Origin of the sequence: Bradyrhizobium sp. 170, assembly GCF_023101085.1 — a bacterium.
Classification (GTDB): Bacteria; Pseudomonadota; Alphaproteobacteria; order Rhizobiales; family Xanthobacteraceae; genus Bradyrhizobium.
The window spans coordinates 4,097,781-4,114,151 of the sequence record NZ_CP064703.1; the positions used below are offsets into that span (position 1 = coordinate 4,097,781).

Below are 16,371 nucleotides of genomic sequence, written 5' to 3' on the forward strand. Positions count from 1 at the left end.
TCGCATCGGCCATGCGACTGAATTCCGGGCAACCGGCCTCGGAACGGCGGGAAGGGGTGAAACCCTGACTGACGCTGATCAGAGGAGTCGAAGCTGGCGCGACGATTGCTGACATCCAAACTACGGTGGCAACAGAACAACTCTTGCCGCTCAATCCAGCGAACCGCCGTATACGGACCCGTACGTACGGTGGTGTGGGAGGGGAGGAGCCGCGAGGCTCCCCCTATCCCGTTTGGCATGAACCTCATTCGCTGCGCTCCGCTGGCGCGCTTGCCGAATTGATCGCATCCGCCAACGATATCCGCCAACCAGACACGGACAACACGGAGATCAATTGATGTCGCTCTCATCCGCCCGGAATTATGCACTCCGCGCCTCCAAGTCGCGGGACCAGAAGGAGGCCATCGAATTGCTGTCCAAGGCCATCCTGGAACTGGCTTTGTCGATTGAAGCTACCGACGCCAAGGTCAAGAAGATCAACAAGTCATCCTAGCTAACTAGCTAGCGCAGAATTCACTGCCATCCGCCGGCGTGGGGGGAAACGAAGCGATCCATCGCCGTCCTTCTATCGCCGCCCTGGTGACGCGAGGGCTAGCTTGGTCGCATCGAAACGAAAATCCCGCGGTGCGAGCCGCGGGATTTTGTTGGAACTTCGTAGCCCGGATGAGCGAAGCGAAATCCGGGGTCTCTCGCGTTATGTCCCGGATATCGCTTTCGCTCATCCGGGCTACGCGAGTTACGCGATCAGTTCACGTCCATCTGCAAGCCTTCGCGCTTGATGATCTCGCCGAACTTCGTCGTCTCCGCCTGGAGGAAGTCGGAATACTGCTGCGGCGAGCCGTAATCGGTGCGCGCGCCGATCTTGGCCATGCTTTCCTTGATGTCATCGCGCTCCAGGAAAACCTTGATTTCCTTGTTGAGCGCATCGACCACGGGAGCGGGCGCACTCTTCGGCAGGAAAATGCCGAACCAGGACGACACATCGAACTTCGCAAGTTCCGGCGCGCTCTCGCGCATGGTCGGAACGTTTGGCGCCAGCGCGGCACGCTCCGGCGTGGTCACCGCCAGGGCATTGAGCTTGCCGTCCAGAACCTGCGGCAGCGTCGGATAGAGATTATCGAACAGGATCTGGATATCGCCGGCAAGCGCCGCCTGCAGCGCCGGGCCGGCGCCGCGGAACGGCACATGGACCATCTTCAGGCCGGTCAATTGCAGGAACCAGGCGCCGGTGAGGTGCGGGCTCTGTCCGACGCCGGACGAGGCATAGGTGAGCTTGTCCGGATTGGCCTTGATATAGGCGATCAGTTCTCCGATCGACTTGATGCCGGTCGACGGATGGGCCGACACGATATTTGGGATCCGGATCAAGTTGGAAACCGGCTGCAGCTGATCCGCCTTGTAGGGCATGTTGCGGAAAATGCTGTAGGCGATCGCGTTGGGGCCGGGATTACCAACGAGGATGGTGTGTCCGTCCCCCTTGCTGCGCACGGCTTCGGCAGTGCCGATGGTGCCGCCGCCGCCGGAACGGTTCTCCACGACCGCGGATTGGCCCCACGCCTTCTGCAGATGTGCGGCCAGCAACCTCCCCATCACGTCGGTGGTGCCGCCTGGTGCCGCCGGCACGATGAGACGGACGGTCTCGGTCGGGCGCCAGTCGGAGCCGTAGCTCGCGCGCGGCAAGATTGCCGCCGCCGAAACGGCCGCAGCTCCGGTCAAAACGCGGCGTCGAGAAATAGCTTTAATCGTCACAAGTTCACTCCCTGCTGAATCATTATTTGCGGGAAGCGTAGGCAGCGCGCGCGCAGAGAGCAAGCGGGCGACTTGGCGCAGGTTTTCTTGGCGCAGGATTTCCGCGTCGCGGAACGCGCTCTAGTTAAAGCTGAGCAGCTTGAACAGCGGCGTCAGGTAGCTGAGTTCCTGGCCGGACGTCGGCGTGGTGCGGCTGATGAAGTCGAAGATCTTGCCGTCCTGCAATCCGTAATTGGCGAGCCGCTGCACCTGGCGGTTCTTGTCGAAATAGATCGCGATCACGCGCTGGTCGACGACCTGCTGATTCATGAACGCGACTTTGCGCTCGGAGCGCTGCGAGATGTAATAGAACACCTCGCCGTTCAGGGTCGCGACCGTGGACGGCGTTCCCATCACGATCAGCACCTGATCCTGGCTGGCGCCGATCGGGATCTGCTCCAGCGCGTTGGGCGGCAGGATATAGCCCTTCTGGAACTGCTCGCCGGTGCACCCGACGAGCGCTGCGCAAATCAGTGCCACGGCTGCGGCCGCGCGAAAACCGCGCCGGCGCATGGTCAGGCGGCGCGGCAAGGGCACGCAGGTGCTCAGGTGGCTCATCTCGGTCATCTCAGGAATTAGCCCGTCCTCTTGCATCGCGCGGTGCGTTGACGTACCGGGCAGCACGCTTGAATGCAACATGCGCGGCCCGGGAGGGCTCGCTTGCGGAACCCACAATGCTTTGGCCGTTCAATCACTTCAGGAAACCCCGGACGCCGTTGCGCGGCACCATCGAGGCCATCTATGGCATGATCGTGACGCAGGCGCGAGAACCGTTGTTTTATCGGGACTTTGGGGTTCCGGACACGGTTAACGGCCGTTTTGACCTGCTTCTGCTGCATTTGTGGCTGGTCCTGCGACGCCTGAAATCGGTGGAGGGCGGCACAGCCCTGTCACAGGGGCTGTTCGACCATTTTTGCAACGATATGGACGATAATCTGCGCGAGATGGCGGTTAGTGACCTCAAGGTGCCGAAGCGCATGCAGGCCTTCGGCGAGGCCTTCTATGGCCGGACGGCGGCCTATGATTTTGCGCTGACGGAGGGCCGCGAGGCACTGGCGCTGGCGATGTGCAAGAATATCCTCAATGGCGAGAACATCGAGAAGGCCCGCCTGCTTGCAGCCTATGCCGAGGCGGCGATGGCCGCTCTCGACAGCCAGGACGAGGCAACGCTGGTGAGCGGTTTAGCCAGATTTCCCCTGCCGGAGAATGGCGCGCAGCAATGAGCAAGACTGATACGACCAAGACTGGCACGACAGAGAAGCCCGACCCGTGGCGCGTCCCCGTCACGGTGGCGCAGATACCGGAGACGGGCCTGCACCGAGACATCGAGGCCGATCAGGCCATCCGCAGCGCGGTGGCCGATGTCGGAGGCTTGCGCGCGGTGCTTTCGGTGCAGGCCTCGTTCGACGTCACGCCAAAGAGCGGCGGCCGCTTCCACGTGGCCGGCCACGTGCGAGCGCGGGTCGGACAGACCTGTGTAGTGACGCTGGAGGAGATCGAGACCGATATCGACGAGCCGATCGATCTGACCTTCGCGCCGCCCGAGCAGATCCCGCAGATGGCCGCGCTGGTCGATGAGGCCGGGGAAAGCGACGAGGAGACACCCGATCCGCCCGAACCGATCGAGAATGGCACGATCGATCTCGGCCGGGTCGCCACGGACGCATTATATCTCGCGGTCGATCCATATCCGCGCAAACCCGGCGCCGTATTTGAGCCGGTGGTTGAAGCCGTCGATCCCGAGGATCACCCGTTCGCGGCGCTCAAGGCGTTGAAGGCGGAACCGAAAACGTCCGGCACCAGGAAGCCCAAAGCCAAGTAGCCGGCAGTTAAAGTGGCGGGCGAAGCTGCCATCGGTTAGAGGTGGTTGTGATATCCCGCCAAGAGTGTCCCATAAGATATTGAATTATATCGGGATATTTTGTATTCTGGATTTCGGGCCACAGCGCTTGCCTTTCGCCAAAAGAGCGTGGTCAAGAGGTTGTGTCGGGACAGGGACACGCTATTGTCGCGGCCCGGCGGGGGCGTGGTATTGCGCTTTGCCGAGCATCGCTTTGGCGGTGCCTTTCCAGTACGCGGCCGCGCTCTCCGAGGGCCGCAAGAGATCAGGTTTCCGGGACGTTCATGCCGCAAAAGGTTCGAATCGCGCTTGACGCCATGGGTGGCGATGTCGGCGCATCGGTCGTCATTCCCGGCGCCGCCATCTCTTTGAAACGGCATCCCGACTGCGAATTTCTGCTCTCTGGCGACAGCAAGCAGATCGACGAGCAACTTGCCAAATATCCGGCGCTGAAAAAGGCCTCCCGCGTCGTGCACACCGACGTCACCGTCAGCATGCACGACAAGCCGAGCCAGGCCCTGCGCCGCGGCCGCAAGAACTCGTCGATGTGGCTTGCAATCGACGCGGTGAAAAAGGGCGAGGCCGATGTGGCGGTTTCCGCCGGCAATACCGGCGCGCTGATGGCGATGGCGCGCTTCCATCTGCACACCATGCCCGGCATCGACCGGCCGGCCATTGCCGGTGTATGGCCGACGGCGCGCGGCGATTCCGTCGTACTCGATCTCGGCGCCAGTATCGGCGGCGATGCGCATCATCTGGTGTCGCTCGCGGTCATGGGCAGCGCGATGGCGAGCGTGCTGTTCGGCTTGAAGCGTCCGACCGTCGGCCTGCTCAATATCGGGGTCGAGGAGGTCAAGGGCGGCGAGGAGATTCGTAAAGCCTCGGAACAGCTCCGTGCGATGAACCTGCCCGAACTCGACTATATCGGCTTCGTCGAGGGCGACGGGATCGGTGCGGGCGCGGCTGACGTGATCGTGTCGGAAGGTTTCAGCGGCAACATCGCATTGAAGTCCGCGGAAGGCACCGCACGCCAGATGGCGGATTTTCTGCGCAATGCGATGGCGAGCAGCTGGCAATCCAAGATCGGCTATTTGTTCGCCCGCAGCGCCTTCAAGGCGCTGCGAGAAAAGCTCGACCCGAATAAATCCAATGGTGGTATGCTGCTTGGATTGAAAGGTTTGGTTGTTAAAAGCCACGGCGGAATCAACGCCGAAGGCTTTGCCTACGCAGTTGATGTTGGCTATGAGATGGTCCGCTGCGATCTCCTCACCAAGATCAGTGCGCTGGTACAGGCGCAGATCGCGCAGGAGGTTATCTCGTGACTGCGAAACGTTCGGTCGTGCTGGGCTGCGGCTCCTATCTGCCGCAGAAGGTGCTGACCAATGCGGAACTCGCCGCCCGTATCGATACTTCGGACGAGTGGATCGTGCAGCGCACCGGCATCCGGCAGCGCCATATCGCGGCCGAAGGCGAGTTCACTTCACATCTGGCGATCAACGCGGCGCGCGCGGCGCTGGAACACGCCGGCATCGATGCCCAGGCGATTGATCTGATCGTGCTGGCGACCTCGACACCGGACCATACCTTTCCGGCCACCGCGGTCGCCGTGCAGAACGAACTCGGCATCCATCACGGCGCCGCCTTCGATTTGCAGGCGGTGTGCTCCGGCTTCGTGTTTGCGCTCGCTACCGCCGACAATTTCCTGCGCTCCGGCGCCTACAAGCGCGCGCTGGTAATCGGCGCCGAGACGTTCTCGCGCATTCTCGACTGGAACGACCGCGGCACCTGCGTGCTGTTCGGCGACGGCGCCGGCGCGATCGTGCTCGAGGCGCAGGATCAGCCGGGCAAACCAACCGATCGCGGCGTGCTGACGACGCATCTGCGCTCGGACGGCCGGCACAAGGCGAAACTCTACGTCGACGGTGGCCCGTCCACGACCCAGACCGTCGGCCATCTCCGGATGGAAGGCCGTGAAGTGTTCAAGCACGCGGTCGGCATGATCACCGACGTGATCGTCGATGCGTTCAATGCGACCGGGGCGACGGCTGAGACTATCGACTGGTTCATCCCGCATCAGGCCAATAAGCGAATCATCGATGCTTCAGCGCACAAGCTTCATATTGCACCGCAGAAAGTGGTGCTGACCGTCGATCAGCACGGCAACACGTCGGCGGCGTCGATCCCGCTGGCGCTCGCGGTGGCCGTCAAGGACGGGCGCGTGAAGAAAGGCGATCTGGTGCTGTTCGAGGCCATGGGCGGCGGCTTCACCTGGGGGTCCGCGCTCGTGCGCTGGTAGGCGCGGCGCCGAACAATCGATTAAATTATGGCCTTGTTCCATGCTTCTGCATGATGCTCACTGTTGACCATTGCGAGCTAACCTCCTAATTTCAGAGAATAAATTGTTCGCCGAGAGTGCGGGGCAAGGCGATGACCGGGAACGGAAAAACAGTCACACGCGTCGATTTGTGCGAGGCGGTCTACCAGAAGGTGGGCTTGTCGCGAACGGAATCCTCTGCGTTTGTCGAGCTCGTTTTGAAAGAGATTACCGACTGCCTGGAAAAGGGCGAGACGGTGAAGCTGTCGTCGTTCGGCTCCTTCATGGTGCGCAAGAAGGGTCAGCGGATCGGACGTAACCCGAAGACAGGTACCGAAGTGCCGATCTCGCCGCGTCGCGTGATGGTGTTCAAGCCGTCGGCTATTCTGAAGCAGCGGATCAACGGCCACGCGGTCGGCAACGGCGAAGGCAAGACGGATTAACGAGACCGAGTAACACGGCCGCGTAGCAAGGCGAGTACTGCGTCTTCACCAACGAGATGAGTTGAGAGGAGCTGGCATTTGGACAAAGCGCCGGATGCGTTCCGCACCATCAGCGAAGTCGCTGAAGAACTCGATATTCCCCAGCACGTGCTGCGGTTCTGGGAGACGCGATTCGCCCAGATCAAGCCGATGAAGCGAAGCGGTGGGCGGCGTTACTACCGCCCCGACGACGTCGACCTGCTCAAGGGTATTCGCCGGCTGTTGTATGGCGAGGGCTACACCATCCGCGGCGTGCAGCGGATCCTCAAAGAGCACGGCATCAAATCCGTGCAAGGCCTTGCCGACCAGACTTCCGCCGTCACCTTCGGCGCGGTCGAGGAGGCGATCGGTCTCAGCCTGCAGGAGCCTGAGGAGGGCGAGACGCCGACCGTCGATGCCGACGACGAGGATTACGAGACCGAAGAGAAAGAAATCGACTACCGCTTTGCCGATACCGACGACGACGGCATCTTGCTGCCGTTCGCCAAGGCCAAGCCTGGCCCCTCGGACGCAGACCGCGAGCGCCTCGAGCGGGTGCTGCAGGATCTGGTCGCCTGCCGCCAATTGCTGGACAATGCGCTGAAGGACGGTTGAGCGGGTGGGGCTGTAAAATTGGTCGGAGCGAGAGGATTTGAACCTCCGACCCCTAGTCTCCCAGACTAGTGCGCTAACCGGGCTGCGCCACGCTCCGATGCCGTTCCATTAGCCGCGATCAGCGTCCGGCGCAAGGCGCGCGAACGGCCTCATTTGAGGCGGCAGCTGGCCAGTTCCTTACCCCGCCCTAGATGCCGAGAAGCCAGACGGCAACAATGGCGCCGAGCACAACTACTCCGCTGACGGTCCAGCCCGTGACATAAGCCGCACCATCCGATTCCGGTCGATCGACCATGGTATCGTGCCAATGGGTCACGGCGGTCTCCTCTCCCGTTGATACTGCCTCCAGTCAGTAGGTCGCTGGCGGAGGCCGAAGGTTCAGCATGTGCGGAAGGCGCAATACTCCCCTGCAGCGCGGTTGCCCGCACAAGCTGGATAACAGCGCCGCCCTTCAATAGGCTCGCCTCCAACCGGTCGAAAAGCTGCCGGGAAAGCAGGTGCAACCCGCACACAACTGATGGAAACGCGAGGGAATGCCCATGCAAGCACGTCCCACCGGCGTGATACCGCCGATGACCACGCCGTTCCGGAAAGACGGCGAGATCGATTTCAAACAGCTTGCTCCCCAGGTCGACTGGCTGATCGGCGCCGGCAGCCATGGCATGGCGGCCGGCGGTTCGACCGGCGAGGGGCATACGCTCGACCATGAGGAGTATCGTGACCTGGTGGCGGCGACAGTGGAAGCGGCGAAAGGGCGCGCGCCCGTGATTGCCGGCATCATCGTCGATTCCACCCGCGATGCGATCCGGCGCGGCAAGCTCGTGCGCGACATGAATGTCGCCGCACTTCAGGTGACGCCGGTGCATTATCTGTTCAAGCCGGACGAGCAGGCGATGGTCGATCACTTCCGCCGCATGGCCGATGAAACCGCCATGCCCATCATCATCTACAACGTGGTGCCGTGGTCTTATCTCTCGCCGGCGCTGCTGACGCGGATCATGAACGAGGTGCCGCTGGTCATCGGCGTCAAGCAGAGTGCGGGCGATTTGAAACTGTTTGCCGATCTCATGATGATGGCGCCGGACAAACTGATCTACAGCGCCGTCGACGCGCTGATGTATCCGTCCTACGTGCTCGGCGCGCACGGATCGATCGCGGCGATCCTGAGCGCCGCGCCACACGCTTCCGTCGAACTCTGGAACGTGGTCAAGGCGGGCAATCACGTTCGCGCGCTGGAGCTGCACAAGAAGCTGCTGACGCTGTGGAACGCGATCGTCTCGGACAATCTGCCGGCGTGCACGCGCTACGCGCAGTCGCTGCAGGGATTGCCGCCAACCTTCTCACGCGCGCCGATGCCGGAAGCATCGCCCGCGCAACAGGCCGCCATCAGGAAGGCACTGGAGGGATTGGCTGCGCTGGGCGGCTCTCGTGAAGCGGCGGAGTAATTCCGCCGCACGAAAACGTCAGCGAGACAATCGAACCACCCGTCTCACGGGCGGCTTTACCGGCGGTCGCGAGCTGTTACTGTCCTGTTCGCACGGGCTCCATTGCCATGAGAGCCCCAACTCAAAAACTGAAAACCGAGGTAGCGATCTCAATGAAGGACTTTGCCGGAAAGTTTGCCGTGATCACCGGGGGCGGCACGGGCATGGGCCGCGAACTCGCGCGTCAGCTCGTGGCTGAAGGCTGCAATGTCGCGATGTGCGACGTTTCCCTGGAGGCGATGGCCGAGACCAAGCGGCTGTGCGAGGCGGAAAAGCTGCCGCAGGGCCTTCGCGTCACCACGCATGTCGCCGACGTTTCGATCGAGGCTCATCTCCAGCGTTTTCGCGACGAGCTGATCGAGCAGCAGGCAACCGACAAGATCCATCTCTTGTTCAACAACGCCGGCATTGGCGGCGGCGGCAGCCTGTTCACCAACACGCGCGAGCAGTGGGAGCGCACCTTCAACATCTGCTGGGGCGGCGTCTATCTCGGCGTCCGCACCTTCCTGCCGCTGATGATGAAGGCGGACGAGGCCCACATCGTCAACACATCGAGCGTCAACGGCTTCTGGGCGTCGGTCGGCATGGGCGCCTCGCACACCGCCTACAGCGCCGCCAAGTTCGCGGTGAAAGGGTTTACCGAAGCGTTGATGACGGACCTGCGGCTCAACGCGCCGCACATCAAATGCTCTGTCGTGATGCCCGGGCATATCGGCACCTCGATCGTTTCCAACTCGCGCAAGATCCAGAGCGGATCAGAATCCGAAGAACTGAACCCGAATGAAATCCTGGCGACGCGGCAGCGCCTGAAGGGCATGGGCATCGATACCGCGCCAATGTCGGACGACGACATCCAGAAGATCGCGCTCGACCGCGCGCGCACTTTCCGCGAGGAGGCGCCGACCACGGCGGCGGCCGCGGCCAAAATCATCCTCGACGGCGTCAAGGCCGAGCGCTGGCGCATTCTCGTCGGCGACGACGCCCACAAGCTCGACGAGCGGGTGCGGCAGGCCCCGGAAAAGGCCTACACGCCGGAGTTCTACAAGAGCTTTACGGAAGAGGTCGGCTGGCGGCTTGGCTAGGGCCTGTCGGTTCTGATGGAACCAGAACCGACAGCTTCTCCTTGTGTTGGCGCGTTTTCTTCACGCGAACCGATTGCCTGATCCCCTCACGACGCGCTGGCGCGAGCCCGGACGATAGGCAAGGCGGTGGTGGCCCGAGCAATAGGGCATGCCTTCCACCGGCGTATTGCCGCAAAAGCAGAAATCCTCGGCGCCGGGCGTGCTGATCGGCCAGCGGCACCGTTGGTCGCTGAGTTCGAACAGCGAGCAGCGGTGCGCGCTTGCGATCGGCTCCTCCTGGAGCGGCTGCGCGTTTTCGTAGACGGCCTGCAGGATCTGATACTGCAGTCTGGGGATGGATTTCCTGGAGCGCTCCCTGGCGGTCTTTTCCGGGCGCGGTTTGGCCCTTGCGGGTCCGCGCGTCAATTCCAGGCGAGCGAGCTTGCCGATGACGGCGTTGCGGCTGACGCCGATGCTGGCTGCGATCTCGCGGCAGGTGAGGCCGGCTTCAAAATGACTCTTCAGCAATTCGACGCGGTCGGTGGTCCAGGTCGGTAGATGCGTAAGCATGTTTCTCGGTTCCACATTCTGTGTGAACCGCCGCGTTCCGAAAATTCCCGTCAGGACGCCTTTCCGTTGTCGCGGATCGCAAGCAGCCCGTCCTTGATGGCGAGCCGAATGCCTTCCTCGATCAAAGTCCTTGCGACGCCGGGAACGCTGGTGCCGTGGGTGCCCTGTCTCACCAGTCTTTCGAGATAGTTGATGGTCGAGAGCGCCAACGTAACGGGAACGCGGTCGGTTTCGGCTTTTTCTGTAGCCATGGGGAACGCTAACTTTTAAACGATGTACTGAAAAGTTACTATTTCGACTCTATTTAGTTTTGCACACATGAGTCAAACGACTTGTGGATAGCTTCCTATCCGCTTGAAAAAGCGGTTAAAAATCCGGGGTCGGGTCTGTGGACTGGCTGCGCGCCGGTTGAACGGAGCTCCCGCCGGGGCTCGGCAGCGCTCGCGGGCGCGGCGAAACGATCCAGCCGTGCGTCAATTTCTTGATTGCCTCGCGCTACAGGGAATGCCGATGATGTCCCGGGGACGGCGGCAAGGGCAATGACGGTAACGAACGGTCTCTACACCATCCAGATCGAGATGAAGGACGGCGGGCATGGCCGCGCCAACGGCGTGATCGTGCTGCACGATGGCAAGATCGCCGGCGGTGACTCATATTTCTATTACACGGGCTCCTATCGCGGCGATCGCGGCAAATGGCGCGGCGAATTGATCACCAACGAGCACACCAAGTCAGTCGGTAGCCGGCCGCTGTTCGGCGGGCGCGAAGTCACCTGCGGCTTTACCGGCGCCTATTCCACCGACGCGGCGGAAGTGAATGGAACAGCACTGGTCGGAAAGACCAGCGTGGTCTTTCACGCCAGGCTGCAGCTGCGTTCGGAGTTTTGAAGACGGCGTCAGCCGTGCACGACCGCCTTCGCGATCATGCAGTGAATGCCCTTGGAGCCGTTGACGGTTTGCGTCACGCGCAGATCGGCGGCGAGGCTGCAGAGTGTGTAAGCGTCCTCACGCGACAAATTGCGCTTTTCGCCCAGCAGCACGATCATGTCGCGCAACGCGCGCACCACGCATTGGTCGAGATCGGGGTCCATCGCCATCGTCATGTAATGATCAGGGGTTTCCGCACGGGGATAATCAAGCTGCAGATCCTTGCGCAAGGTCAGGCGGAAGCGCCCCTGCAGCGCGGTCTCGATTGCGGTGACGCAGACCTCGCCGTCGCCCTGCACGCCGTGGCCGTCGCCGCAGGAGAACAGCGCGCCCGGCACGAATACCGGCAGATATAGTTTGGCGCCGGCGCCCAGTTCCTTGTTGTCGAGGTTGCCGCCCATCGCGCGGGGGATCAGCGAGGTGATGCGGCCCCAAGCGGGCGGTGGCGCCACGCCCATCACGCCGAAGAATGGCTTGAGCGGCAGATCGAGGCCCCATGGCATCCGGCCCACCATGCGTTCGCGATCGAGCGGAATGGTCAGGATCCGCGTCTCGTGAAAATCGTCGGGCAGGGTGCCCGATAGCGGCTTGATCAGATTGTAGCCCCAGTCCTGCCGCAGCTGGACGTCGAGAATATCGACCTCCAGCACGTCGCCGGGTTCAGCGCCGGCCACCGCAACCGGGCCGGTGAGAATATGGCCCGGCACCATGCGCTCGCTCCGCGCGTGAATGTTGGCAAGTTCGGGAGGGACGTGAAACCTGCTTGGGTCAGGCACCACATCCGGGCCACCGCTCACGGTGTCGATGGTGACCTCATCGCCGCTGGCGATGGTCAGGACGGGCTTCAATTTCGCTTCGAAGAAGCCCCAGTGGCAGGTTTCGGGGCTGGAATGCAGGTGATGATGGGGCATGAGGAGGGCTTTTGGTTGCTGCAATGGCGTCGTATGACGCTGTACCAGACATTGTCAGAGGCTTCCCTTGTTTTTTGTCCTGTCCAAAACGCTGGGCTATTTGCTGTTGCCGACGAATTTCCTGATCGCTGTCGGCTTCGTCGGCGCCGCTCTGATGGTGACGCGCTTTGCATCGCTCGGCCGCAAGCTCGTGATAGCGGCCGTGCTGCTTCTTGTGATCTGCGGGCTGTCGCCACTCGGAAAAGCTTTGCTCTATCCCCTGGAGCAGCGCTTTCCGTCATGGGATGCCGCGCGCGGCGCGCCTGATGGCATCATCGTGCTGGGGGCATCGATCGAAGCCGATCTCTCCGTGGCGCATGGAACGCCGGTGGTTCGAGGCGCGCCGGACCGGATCATTGCTGCCGCCGCGCTGGCGAGGCGATATCCCAACGCGCGCGTGGTTTTTTCCGGCGGTAGCGCGAACCTCGTCTCGAACGATGCCAGGGAAGCCGATTTCGCGGGCGCTATCTTCGAAAGCCTCGGCGTCGACAAATCACGGCTGATCATGGAACGGGCATCGCGCAACACCCAGGAGAACGCCGAATTCTCCAAGGCGCTGGCCAAGCCGAAAGAGGGTGAACGATGGGTGCTGGTGACCTCGGCCTTTCATATGCCGCGATCGGTCGGCTTGTTCCGAAAAGCGGGATTTGCGGTGGAGCCCTATCCCGTCGATTGGCGGGTCGGCGGACGTGATGACTTGATGGCGCTTTCAAACGTGGCCGTCGAAGGGCTTGGACGGACCGACCTTGCGGTGCGCGAATGGATGGGCCTCATCGCATATCGGCTCACCGGCAAGATCGACGAGTTGGTGCCGGGCCCGGCGCCGAAGTAAGAGGTCGCAACCCCCATCCAGCCGGGCTACAATCAGGCAAGGCGCTGTTCAGCGCGCCGATTGGGAGTTGACGCCATGCAACAGCAGACGCCGGAAGCGTTCGATTTGGCCGGCATGGTAGCCGATCTGAACAGTCTGCTTCGCCTGAAGACGACCGTGATCGGCATCAAGATGTTTGCCAACGTCGAGGAGATGACCGCGATCCCGAAAATCCGCCGTCCCTCGGCGGTGCATACCACCGACCAGATCGTCAGCATGGCCTCGCGGCTCGGCTGGACCGTCGGTATCACCGGTGACGACCTCGTCGGCGCGCAGTGCCGGGCCGTGATCGGGCTGGCGCCGCAGGACGAAAGGTTTCTCGCCGGCGAAAACTATGTCGGCGTCTGGCACGGCACGGCCGAGGACGCGCGCAAGCGCCAGGAGGCACTCGACGTCGTGCCTCATGGTCAGTTTCAGGCGATGGCGGTGAGCCCGCTCACCAGCGGCCGGCTCAATCCGCCGGATATTTGTCTGGTCTACGCCACGCCCGGACAGATGATTATTCTCATCAACGGCCTGCAATATACCGGCTACAAGAAATTCGAATGGGGCGTTGTCGGCGAGACCGCGTGCGCGGATTCCTGGGGCAGGGCGCTCAAGACCGGCGAGCCGTCGCTCTCGCTGCCATGCTTTGCCGAGCGGCGCTACGGCGGTGTGCCCGACGAAGAAATGCTGATGGCGCTCAAGCCTGAGCATCTTGCCAAGGCCATTGTCGGCATGAAGCAACTGGCGAAGAATGGCCTGCGCTATCCGATCGCGCCCTATGGTATCCAGGCCGACGTGCGCGCCGGCATGGGCGTTTCCTACGCGAAGAAATAGGCTTGCGAAATGCAGCCGAAGCCGTCATTGCGAGCGCAGCGAAGCAATCCATGCCTCCGCGTCGGGATAGAATGGATTGCTTCGTCGCGCTCTCTTGCACAAACGCTTCGCGTTTGTCGCAGGCAATGACGAGAAAAAGGAATCGAATATGTCTTCGTCGAAATTCGACATCATCGTCTATGGCGCCAGCGGCTTCACCGGCCAGCTCGTCGCCGAATATCTCGCCGCGAATTATAAGGGCGACGCCAATCTGAAATGGGCGATGGCAGGACGCAGCAACGACAAGCTCGCCTCCGTTCGCGACGCCATCGGCGCGCCATCAGATACGCCGCTGATCGTGGCCGATGCCAGCGATCCCGCCTCGCTGAAAGCGATGGTGGATCAGACGAAGTCCGTGATCAGCACGGTTGGCCCGTATCAGTTTTATGGCAACGAGCTGCTTGCGGCCTGCGTGGCGTCGGGTACCGATTATTTCGACCTCTGCGGCGAGCCGCTGTGGATGCGGGAGATGATCGACAAGCATGAAGCAGCGGCGAAAGCGAGCGGCGCGCGCATCGTGTTTTCATGCGGGTTCGACTCGGTGCCGTTCGAACTCGGCGCCTTCTTTGTGCAGGAGGAAGCCAAGCGGGTGTTCGGCACGCCGGCTTTGCGCGTCAAGGGTCGCGTGCGCGACATGCGCGGTACCCTGTCCGGCGGCACTGCCGCGAGCGCCAAGGCGACCTTCGACGCGGTCGCCAAGGATCTCAGCCTCGTTGCGATCCTCAAGGATCCGTTCGCGCTGACGCCCGGGTCCAAGGGACCAAAACAGCCGCCGGGCAGCAAGCCGGCCTATGAGGAAGACCTGCAGTCCTGGGCAGCGCCGTTCATGATGGCGCTCATCAACACCCGTAACATCCATCGCTCGAACATGCTGATGGACTTTCCATACGGAAAGGAGTTCGTCTACGACGAAATGGTGCTGACGGGGGATGGCGAGAGGGGCGAAGCCAACGCCAAGCTGGTGATGGCCGCAAACACCGAAAAGACCGGACCCGGTGCGCCCAAGCCGGGCGAAGGGCCGTCGAAGGAGGAGCGAGAGAACGGCCTCTATGATCTGCTCTATGTCGCCATCGCGCCCGACGGCCGCCAGGTCCGCGCATCCGTGAAGGGTGACCGCGATCCCGGCTATGGCTCGACGTCAAAGATGATTTCGGAATGCGCGATCTGCCTGTTGCGCGATACGCCTGACGTGCCGGCGGGAATCTGGACGCCGGGCGCGGCGATGCAGCACAAGCTGATCAAGCGGCTTGTTGATCATGCCGGATTGACGTTCACGGTGGAGAAGTAGACGCAGAATCGTAGGGTGGGCAAAGCGAAGCGTGCCCACCATTTTGCGAGTGCGGTCGGGGATAGATGGTGGGCACGGCGCTCGCGCGCCTTTGCCCACCCTACGAAGCTTTACGCCGCCGCCCGGCGCGACGGCTCCGCCGCGCGGGGATCATACGCGTACATCCAGTCCATTCCCTTGGCCGTGACCGGAAGCAGCAGTTTCAGCATGCGGTCGCGGATCCAGGCTCCCGTAGCGCTGAATTCGCGCTTGCTGTTGCCGTTGCGACGGGCCAGCGCGACGATCTTCTCGGCGCGGGGACGGCGTTCGGCCTCGAAGTTCTGGAAGGTTACGCCAAGCCCCTGCCGGTTCTGCATCAGCCGGCCGAGCCGCATGGCGTCTTCGAGCGCGAGCGAAGCGCCCTGGCCGGCATGCGGACTGGTGGCGTGCGCGGCATCGCCGATCAACAGCGTGCGCTGGCGCGACCAGGTCGGCAGGGTCGCGACATCGAGCGTCGCCGTAACCACGATGTTCTCGGCCGCTTCCAGAATTCGCGGGATCGGATCGTGCCAGCCGGTATGGAAATCGAGCAAATGTCGCCTGATCGCGTCCTGGCTCATGGCGCGAAAGGCCGCCGCGTCGACGCCGTGCGAAGGCTGCGTGCTCCACCACATCACGCCGCCGTTTTCATCAGAGCTGCAGACGCCGTAACCGAAGAAGCCGCTCTGCCCAAAGGTCGTCGCCACGCGCTGGCCGATCGGCGCATCCGCGATCACCGATCGCGAGACGAAACCGCCAAAGCCGATCAGGCCGGTGTCGAACGGCTTTGGGCCATCCGGAATCACGTGCGCGCGCACCGCGGAATGCACGCCATCGGCGCCGATTACGAAATCGCCCTCGGCAAAGGAGCCGTCGGCGAAATGCGCGACGACAGGCTTGTCGGCGCGGTCCTCGATGGCGACTAGCCGCTTCTCGAACCGCAGCTCGACGCTCTCGCACCAGGCCCTGTCGATAAGCGCCTCGGTCAGGGTCGCGCGGCACATATTCACCGCGGGCTGGCCGAAACGCTGCCGCATGTTTTGGTTCAGCGAGCCGAGGTGCGCCCCGGATCGTGAATGGAAATCGAAGGATTCCGCGACCGATCCGCGCCGGATCATCTCGTCGGCCAAGCCGAGCTCGGCGAGCACGTGCATGCCGTTAGGTGCGATCTGCAGGCCGCCGCCGATTCCGGTCGAGTAGGGCCAGGCCTCGAACAGTTCGGCATCGATCCCGGCCTTCTTCAGGAAGATCGCCGTCACGGGACCGGCGATGCCGCCGCCGATGACCAAGGCTCTGGGTCGTCTGCTCATGCCTTGCTCCATACATC

20 protein-coding genes and 1 tRNA gene are annotated in these 16,371 nt (G+C 62.5%); 13 read left to right on the forward strand and 8 right to left on the reverse strand.

What is annotated here, in order from left to right:
* Positions 1-337: 337 nt before the first annotated feature.
* A complete protein-coding gene (locus tag IVB05_RS18855) occupies positions 338-493 on the forward strand; it encodes a hypothetical protein (protein ID WP_247786115.1) in 156 nt (51 codons plus the stop codon).
* Positions 494-744: 251 nt separating this feature from the next.
* On the opposite strand, the gene IVB05_RS18860 is transcribed toward IVB05_RS18855, so the two are convergent.
* Both IVB05_RS18860 and bamE read right to left on the reverse strand, forming a co-directional pair.
* Positions 745-1,749: a tripartite tricarboxylate transporter substrate binding protein gene (locus IVB05_RS18860; protein WP_247786116.1), complete on the reverse strand. Its 1,005-nt coding sequence runs from the start codon at positions 1,747-1,749 to the stop codon at positions 745-747.
* Between the two features lie 120 nt (positions 1,750-1,869).
* A complete protein-coding gene (gene bamE, locus IVB05_RS18865; RefSeq protein ID WP_247786788.1) occupies positions 1,870-2,301 on the reverse strand; it encodes an outer membrane protein assembly factor BamE in 432 nt (143 codons plus the stop codon).
* Positions 2,302-2,462: 161 nt separating this feature from the next.
* Between bamE and IVB05_RS18870 the strand changes: the two genes are divergently transcribed.
* From IVB05_RS18870 to IVB05_RS18895, 6 genes are all read left to right on the forward strand, one after another.
* Positions 2,463-3,011 carry a ubiquinol-cytochrome C chaperone family protein gene (locus IVB05_RS18870; RefSeq protein WP_247786117.1) on the forward strand — a complete coding sequence of 183 codons (549 nt, stop codon included), beginning with the start codon at positions 2,463-2,465 and terminating at the stop codon, positions 3,009-3,011.
* Positions 3,008-3,610, forward strand: a complete 603-nt coding sequence (locus IVB05_RS18875) for a DUF177 domain-containing protein (protein ID WP_247786118.1) — start codon at positions 3,008-3,010, stop codon at positions 3,608-3,610. Before IVB05_RS18870 ends, IVB05_RS18875 begins: the two co-directional genes overlap by 4 nt.
* A 302-nt stretch (positions 3,611-3,912) precedes the next feature.
* On the forward strand, positions 3,913-4,950 hold the full coding sequence (gene plsX / locus IVB05_RS18880) for a phosphate acyltransferase PlsX (RefSeq protein ID WP_256473395.1): 1,038 nt from the start codon (positions 3,913-3,915) through the stop codon (positions 4,948-4,950).
* Positions 4,947-5,924 (forward strand): beta-ketoacyl-ACP synthase III, encoded by a 978-nt coding sequence (locus IVB05_RS18885; RefSeq protein WP_247786119.1) that lies wholly within the window; start codon positions 4,947-4,949, stop codon positions 5,922-5,924. Before plsX ends, IVB05_RS18885 begins: the two co-directional genes overlap by 4 nt.
* A 131-nt stretch (positions 5,925-6,055) precedes the next feature.
* Entirely contained in the window at positions 6,056-6,385 is a 330-nt protein-coding gene (locus IVB05_RS18890) for an integration host factor subunit alpha (RefSeq protein ID WP_247786120.1), read from the forward strand.
* A 78-nt stretch (positions 6,386-6,463) separates the two neighbouring features.
* Complete coding sequence (locus IVB05_RS18895) at positions 6,464-7,018, forward strand: MerR family transcriptional regulator (protein ID WP_247786121.1); 555 nt, start codon at positions 6,464-6,466, stop codon at positions 7,016-7,018.
* 19 nt (positions 7,019-7,037) lie between these two features.
* Here the strand turns inward: IVB05_RS18895 and IVB05_RS18900 are convergent.
* Positions 7,038-7,115: transfer RNA gene (locus IVB05_RS18900), tRNA-Pro, on the reverse strand.
* Between the two features lie 90 nt (positions 7,116-7,205).
* Positions 7,206-7,334: a hypothetical protein gene (locus tag IVB05_RS43530; protein ID WP_256473398.1), complete on the reverse strand. Its 129-nt coding sequence runs from the start codon at positions 7,332-7,334 to the stop codon at positions 7,206-7,208.
* 223 nt (positions 7,335-7,557) lie between these two features.
* Between IVB05_RS43530 and IVB05_RS18905 the strand changes: the two genes are divergently transcribed.
* Positions 7,558-8,463, forward strand: a complete 906-nt coding sequence (locus IVB05_RS18905) for a dihydrodipicolinate synthase family protein (protein ID WP_247786122.1) — start codon at positions 7,558-7,560, stop codon at positions 8,461-8,463.
* Between the two features lie 152 nt (positions 8,464-8,615).
* Positions 8,616-9,584: an SDR family NAD(P)-dependent oxidoreductase gene (locus tag IVB05_RS18910; RefSeq protein WP_247786123.1), complete on the forward strand. Its 969-nt coding sequence runs from the start codon at positions 8,616-8,618 to the stop codon at positions 9,582-9,584.
* A 60-nt stretch (positions 9,585-9,644) separates the two neighbouring features.
* Here the strand turns inward: IVB05_RS18910 and IVB05_RS18915 are convergent, their stop codons facing one another.
* Together IVB05_RS18915 and IVB05_RS18920 are read right to left on the reverse strand one after the other, a co-directional pair.
* Positions 9,645-10,133 carry a GcrA family cell cycle regulator gene (locus tag IVB05_RS18915; protein ID WP_247786124.1) on the reverse strand — a complete coding sequence of 163 codons (489 nt, stop codon included), beginning with the start codon at positions 10,131-10,133 and terminating at the stop codon, positions 9,645-9,647.
* Between the two features lie 50 nt (positions 10,134-10,183).
* On the reverse strand, positions 10,184-10,384 hold the full coding sequence (locus IVB05_RS18920; protein WP_057839093.1) for a hypothetical protein: 201 nt from the start codon (positions 10,382-10,384) through the stop codon (positions 10,184-10,186).
* Between the two features lie 288 nt (positions 10,385-10,672).
* Here IVB05_RS18920 and IVB05_RS18925 point away from each other — a divergent pair, with 288 nt between their 5' ends.
* Entirely contained in the window at positions 10,673-11,020 is a 348-nt protein-coding gene (locus IVB05_RS18925; protein ID WP_247786125.1) for a GrlR family regulatory protein, read from the forward strand.
* Positions 11,021-11,028: 8 nt separating this feature from the next.
* Here IVB05_RS18925 and IVB05_RS18930 read toward each other — a convergent pair whose 3' ends face one another.
* A complete protein-coding gene (locus IVB05_RS18930) occupies positions 11,029-11,970 on the reverse strand; it encodes an acetamidase/formamidase family protein (RefSeq protein WP_247786126.1) in 942 nt (313 codons plus the stop codon).
* Between the two features lie 67 nt (positions 11,971-12,037).
* On the opposite strand from IVB05_RS18930, the gene IVB05_RS18935 reads away from it, so the two are divergent.
* The 3 genes from IVB05_RS18935 (at position 12,038) to IVB05_RS18945 (ending at position 15,026) form a co-directional block, all read left to right on the forward strand.
* Positions 12,038-12,841 (forward strand): YdcF family protein, encoded by an 804-nt coding sequence (locus tag IVB05_RS18935; RefSeq protein ID WP_247786127.1) that lies wholly within the window; start codon positions 12,038-12,040, stop codon positions 12,839-12,841.
* Between the two features lie 75 nt (positions 12,842-12,916).
* The gene (locus tag IVB05_RS18940) at positions 12,917-13,699 is read left to right on the forward strand and encodes a DUF169 domain-containing protein (protein WP_247786128.1); all 783 of its coding nucleotides are present in this window, start codon (positions 12,917-12,919) and stop codon (positions 13,697-13,699) included.
* A gap of 148 nt (positions 13,700-13,847) precedes the next feature.
* Positions 13,848-15,026 carry a saccharopine dehydrogenase NADP-binding domain-containing protein gene (locus tag IVB05_RS18945; protein WP_247786129.1) on the forward strand — a complete coding sequence of 393 codons (1,179 nt, stop codon included), beginning with the start codon at positions 13,848-13,850 and terminating at the stop codon, positions 15,024-15,026.
* 110 nt (positions 15,027-15,136) lie between these two features.
* On the opposite strand, the gene IVB05_RS18950 is transcribed toward IVB05_RS18945, so the two are convergent.
* A complete protein-coding gene (locus IVB05_RS18950; protein WP_247786130.1) occupies positions 15,137-16,354 on the reverse strand; it encodes an FAD-dependent monooxygenase in 1,218 nt (405 codons plus the stop codon).
* Between the last annotated feature and the right edge of the window lie 17 nt (positions 16,355-16,371).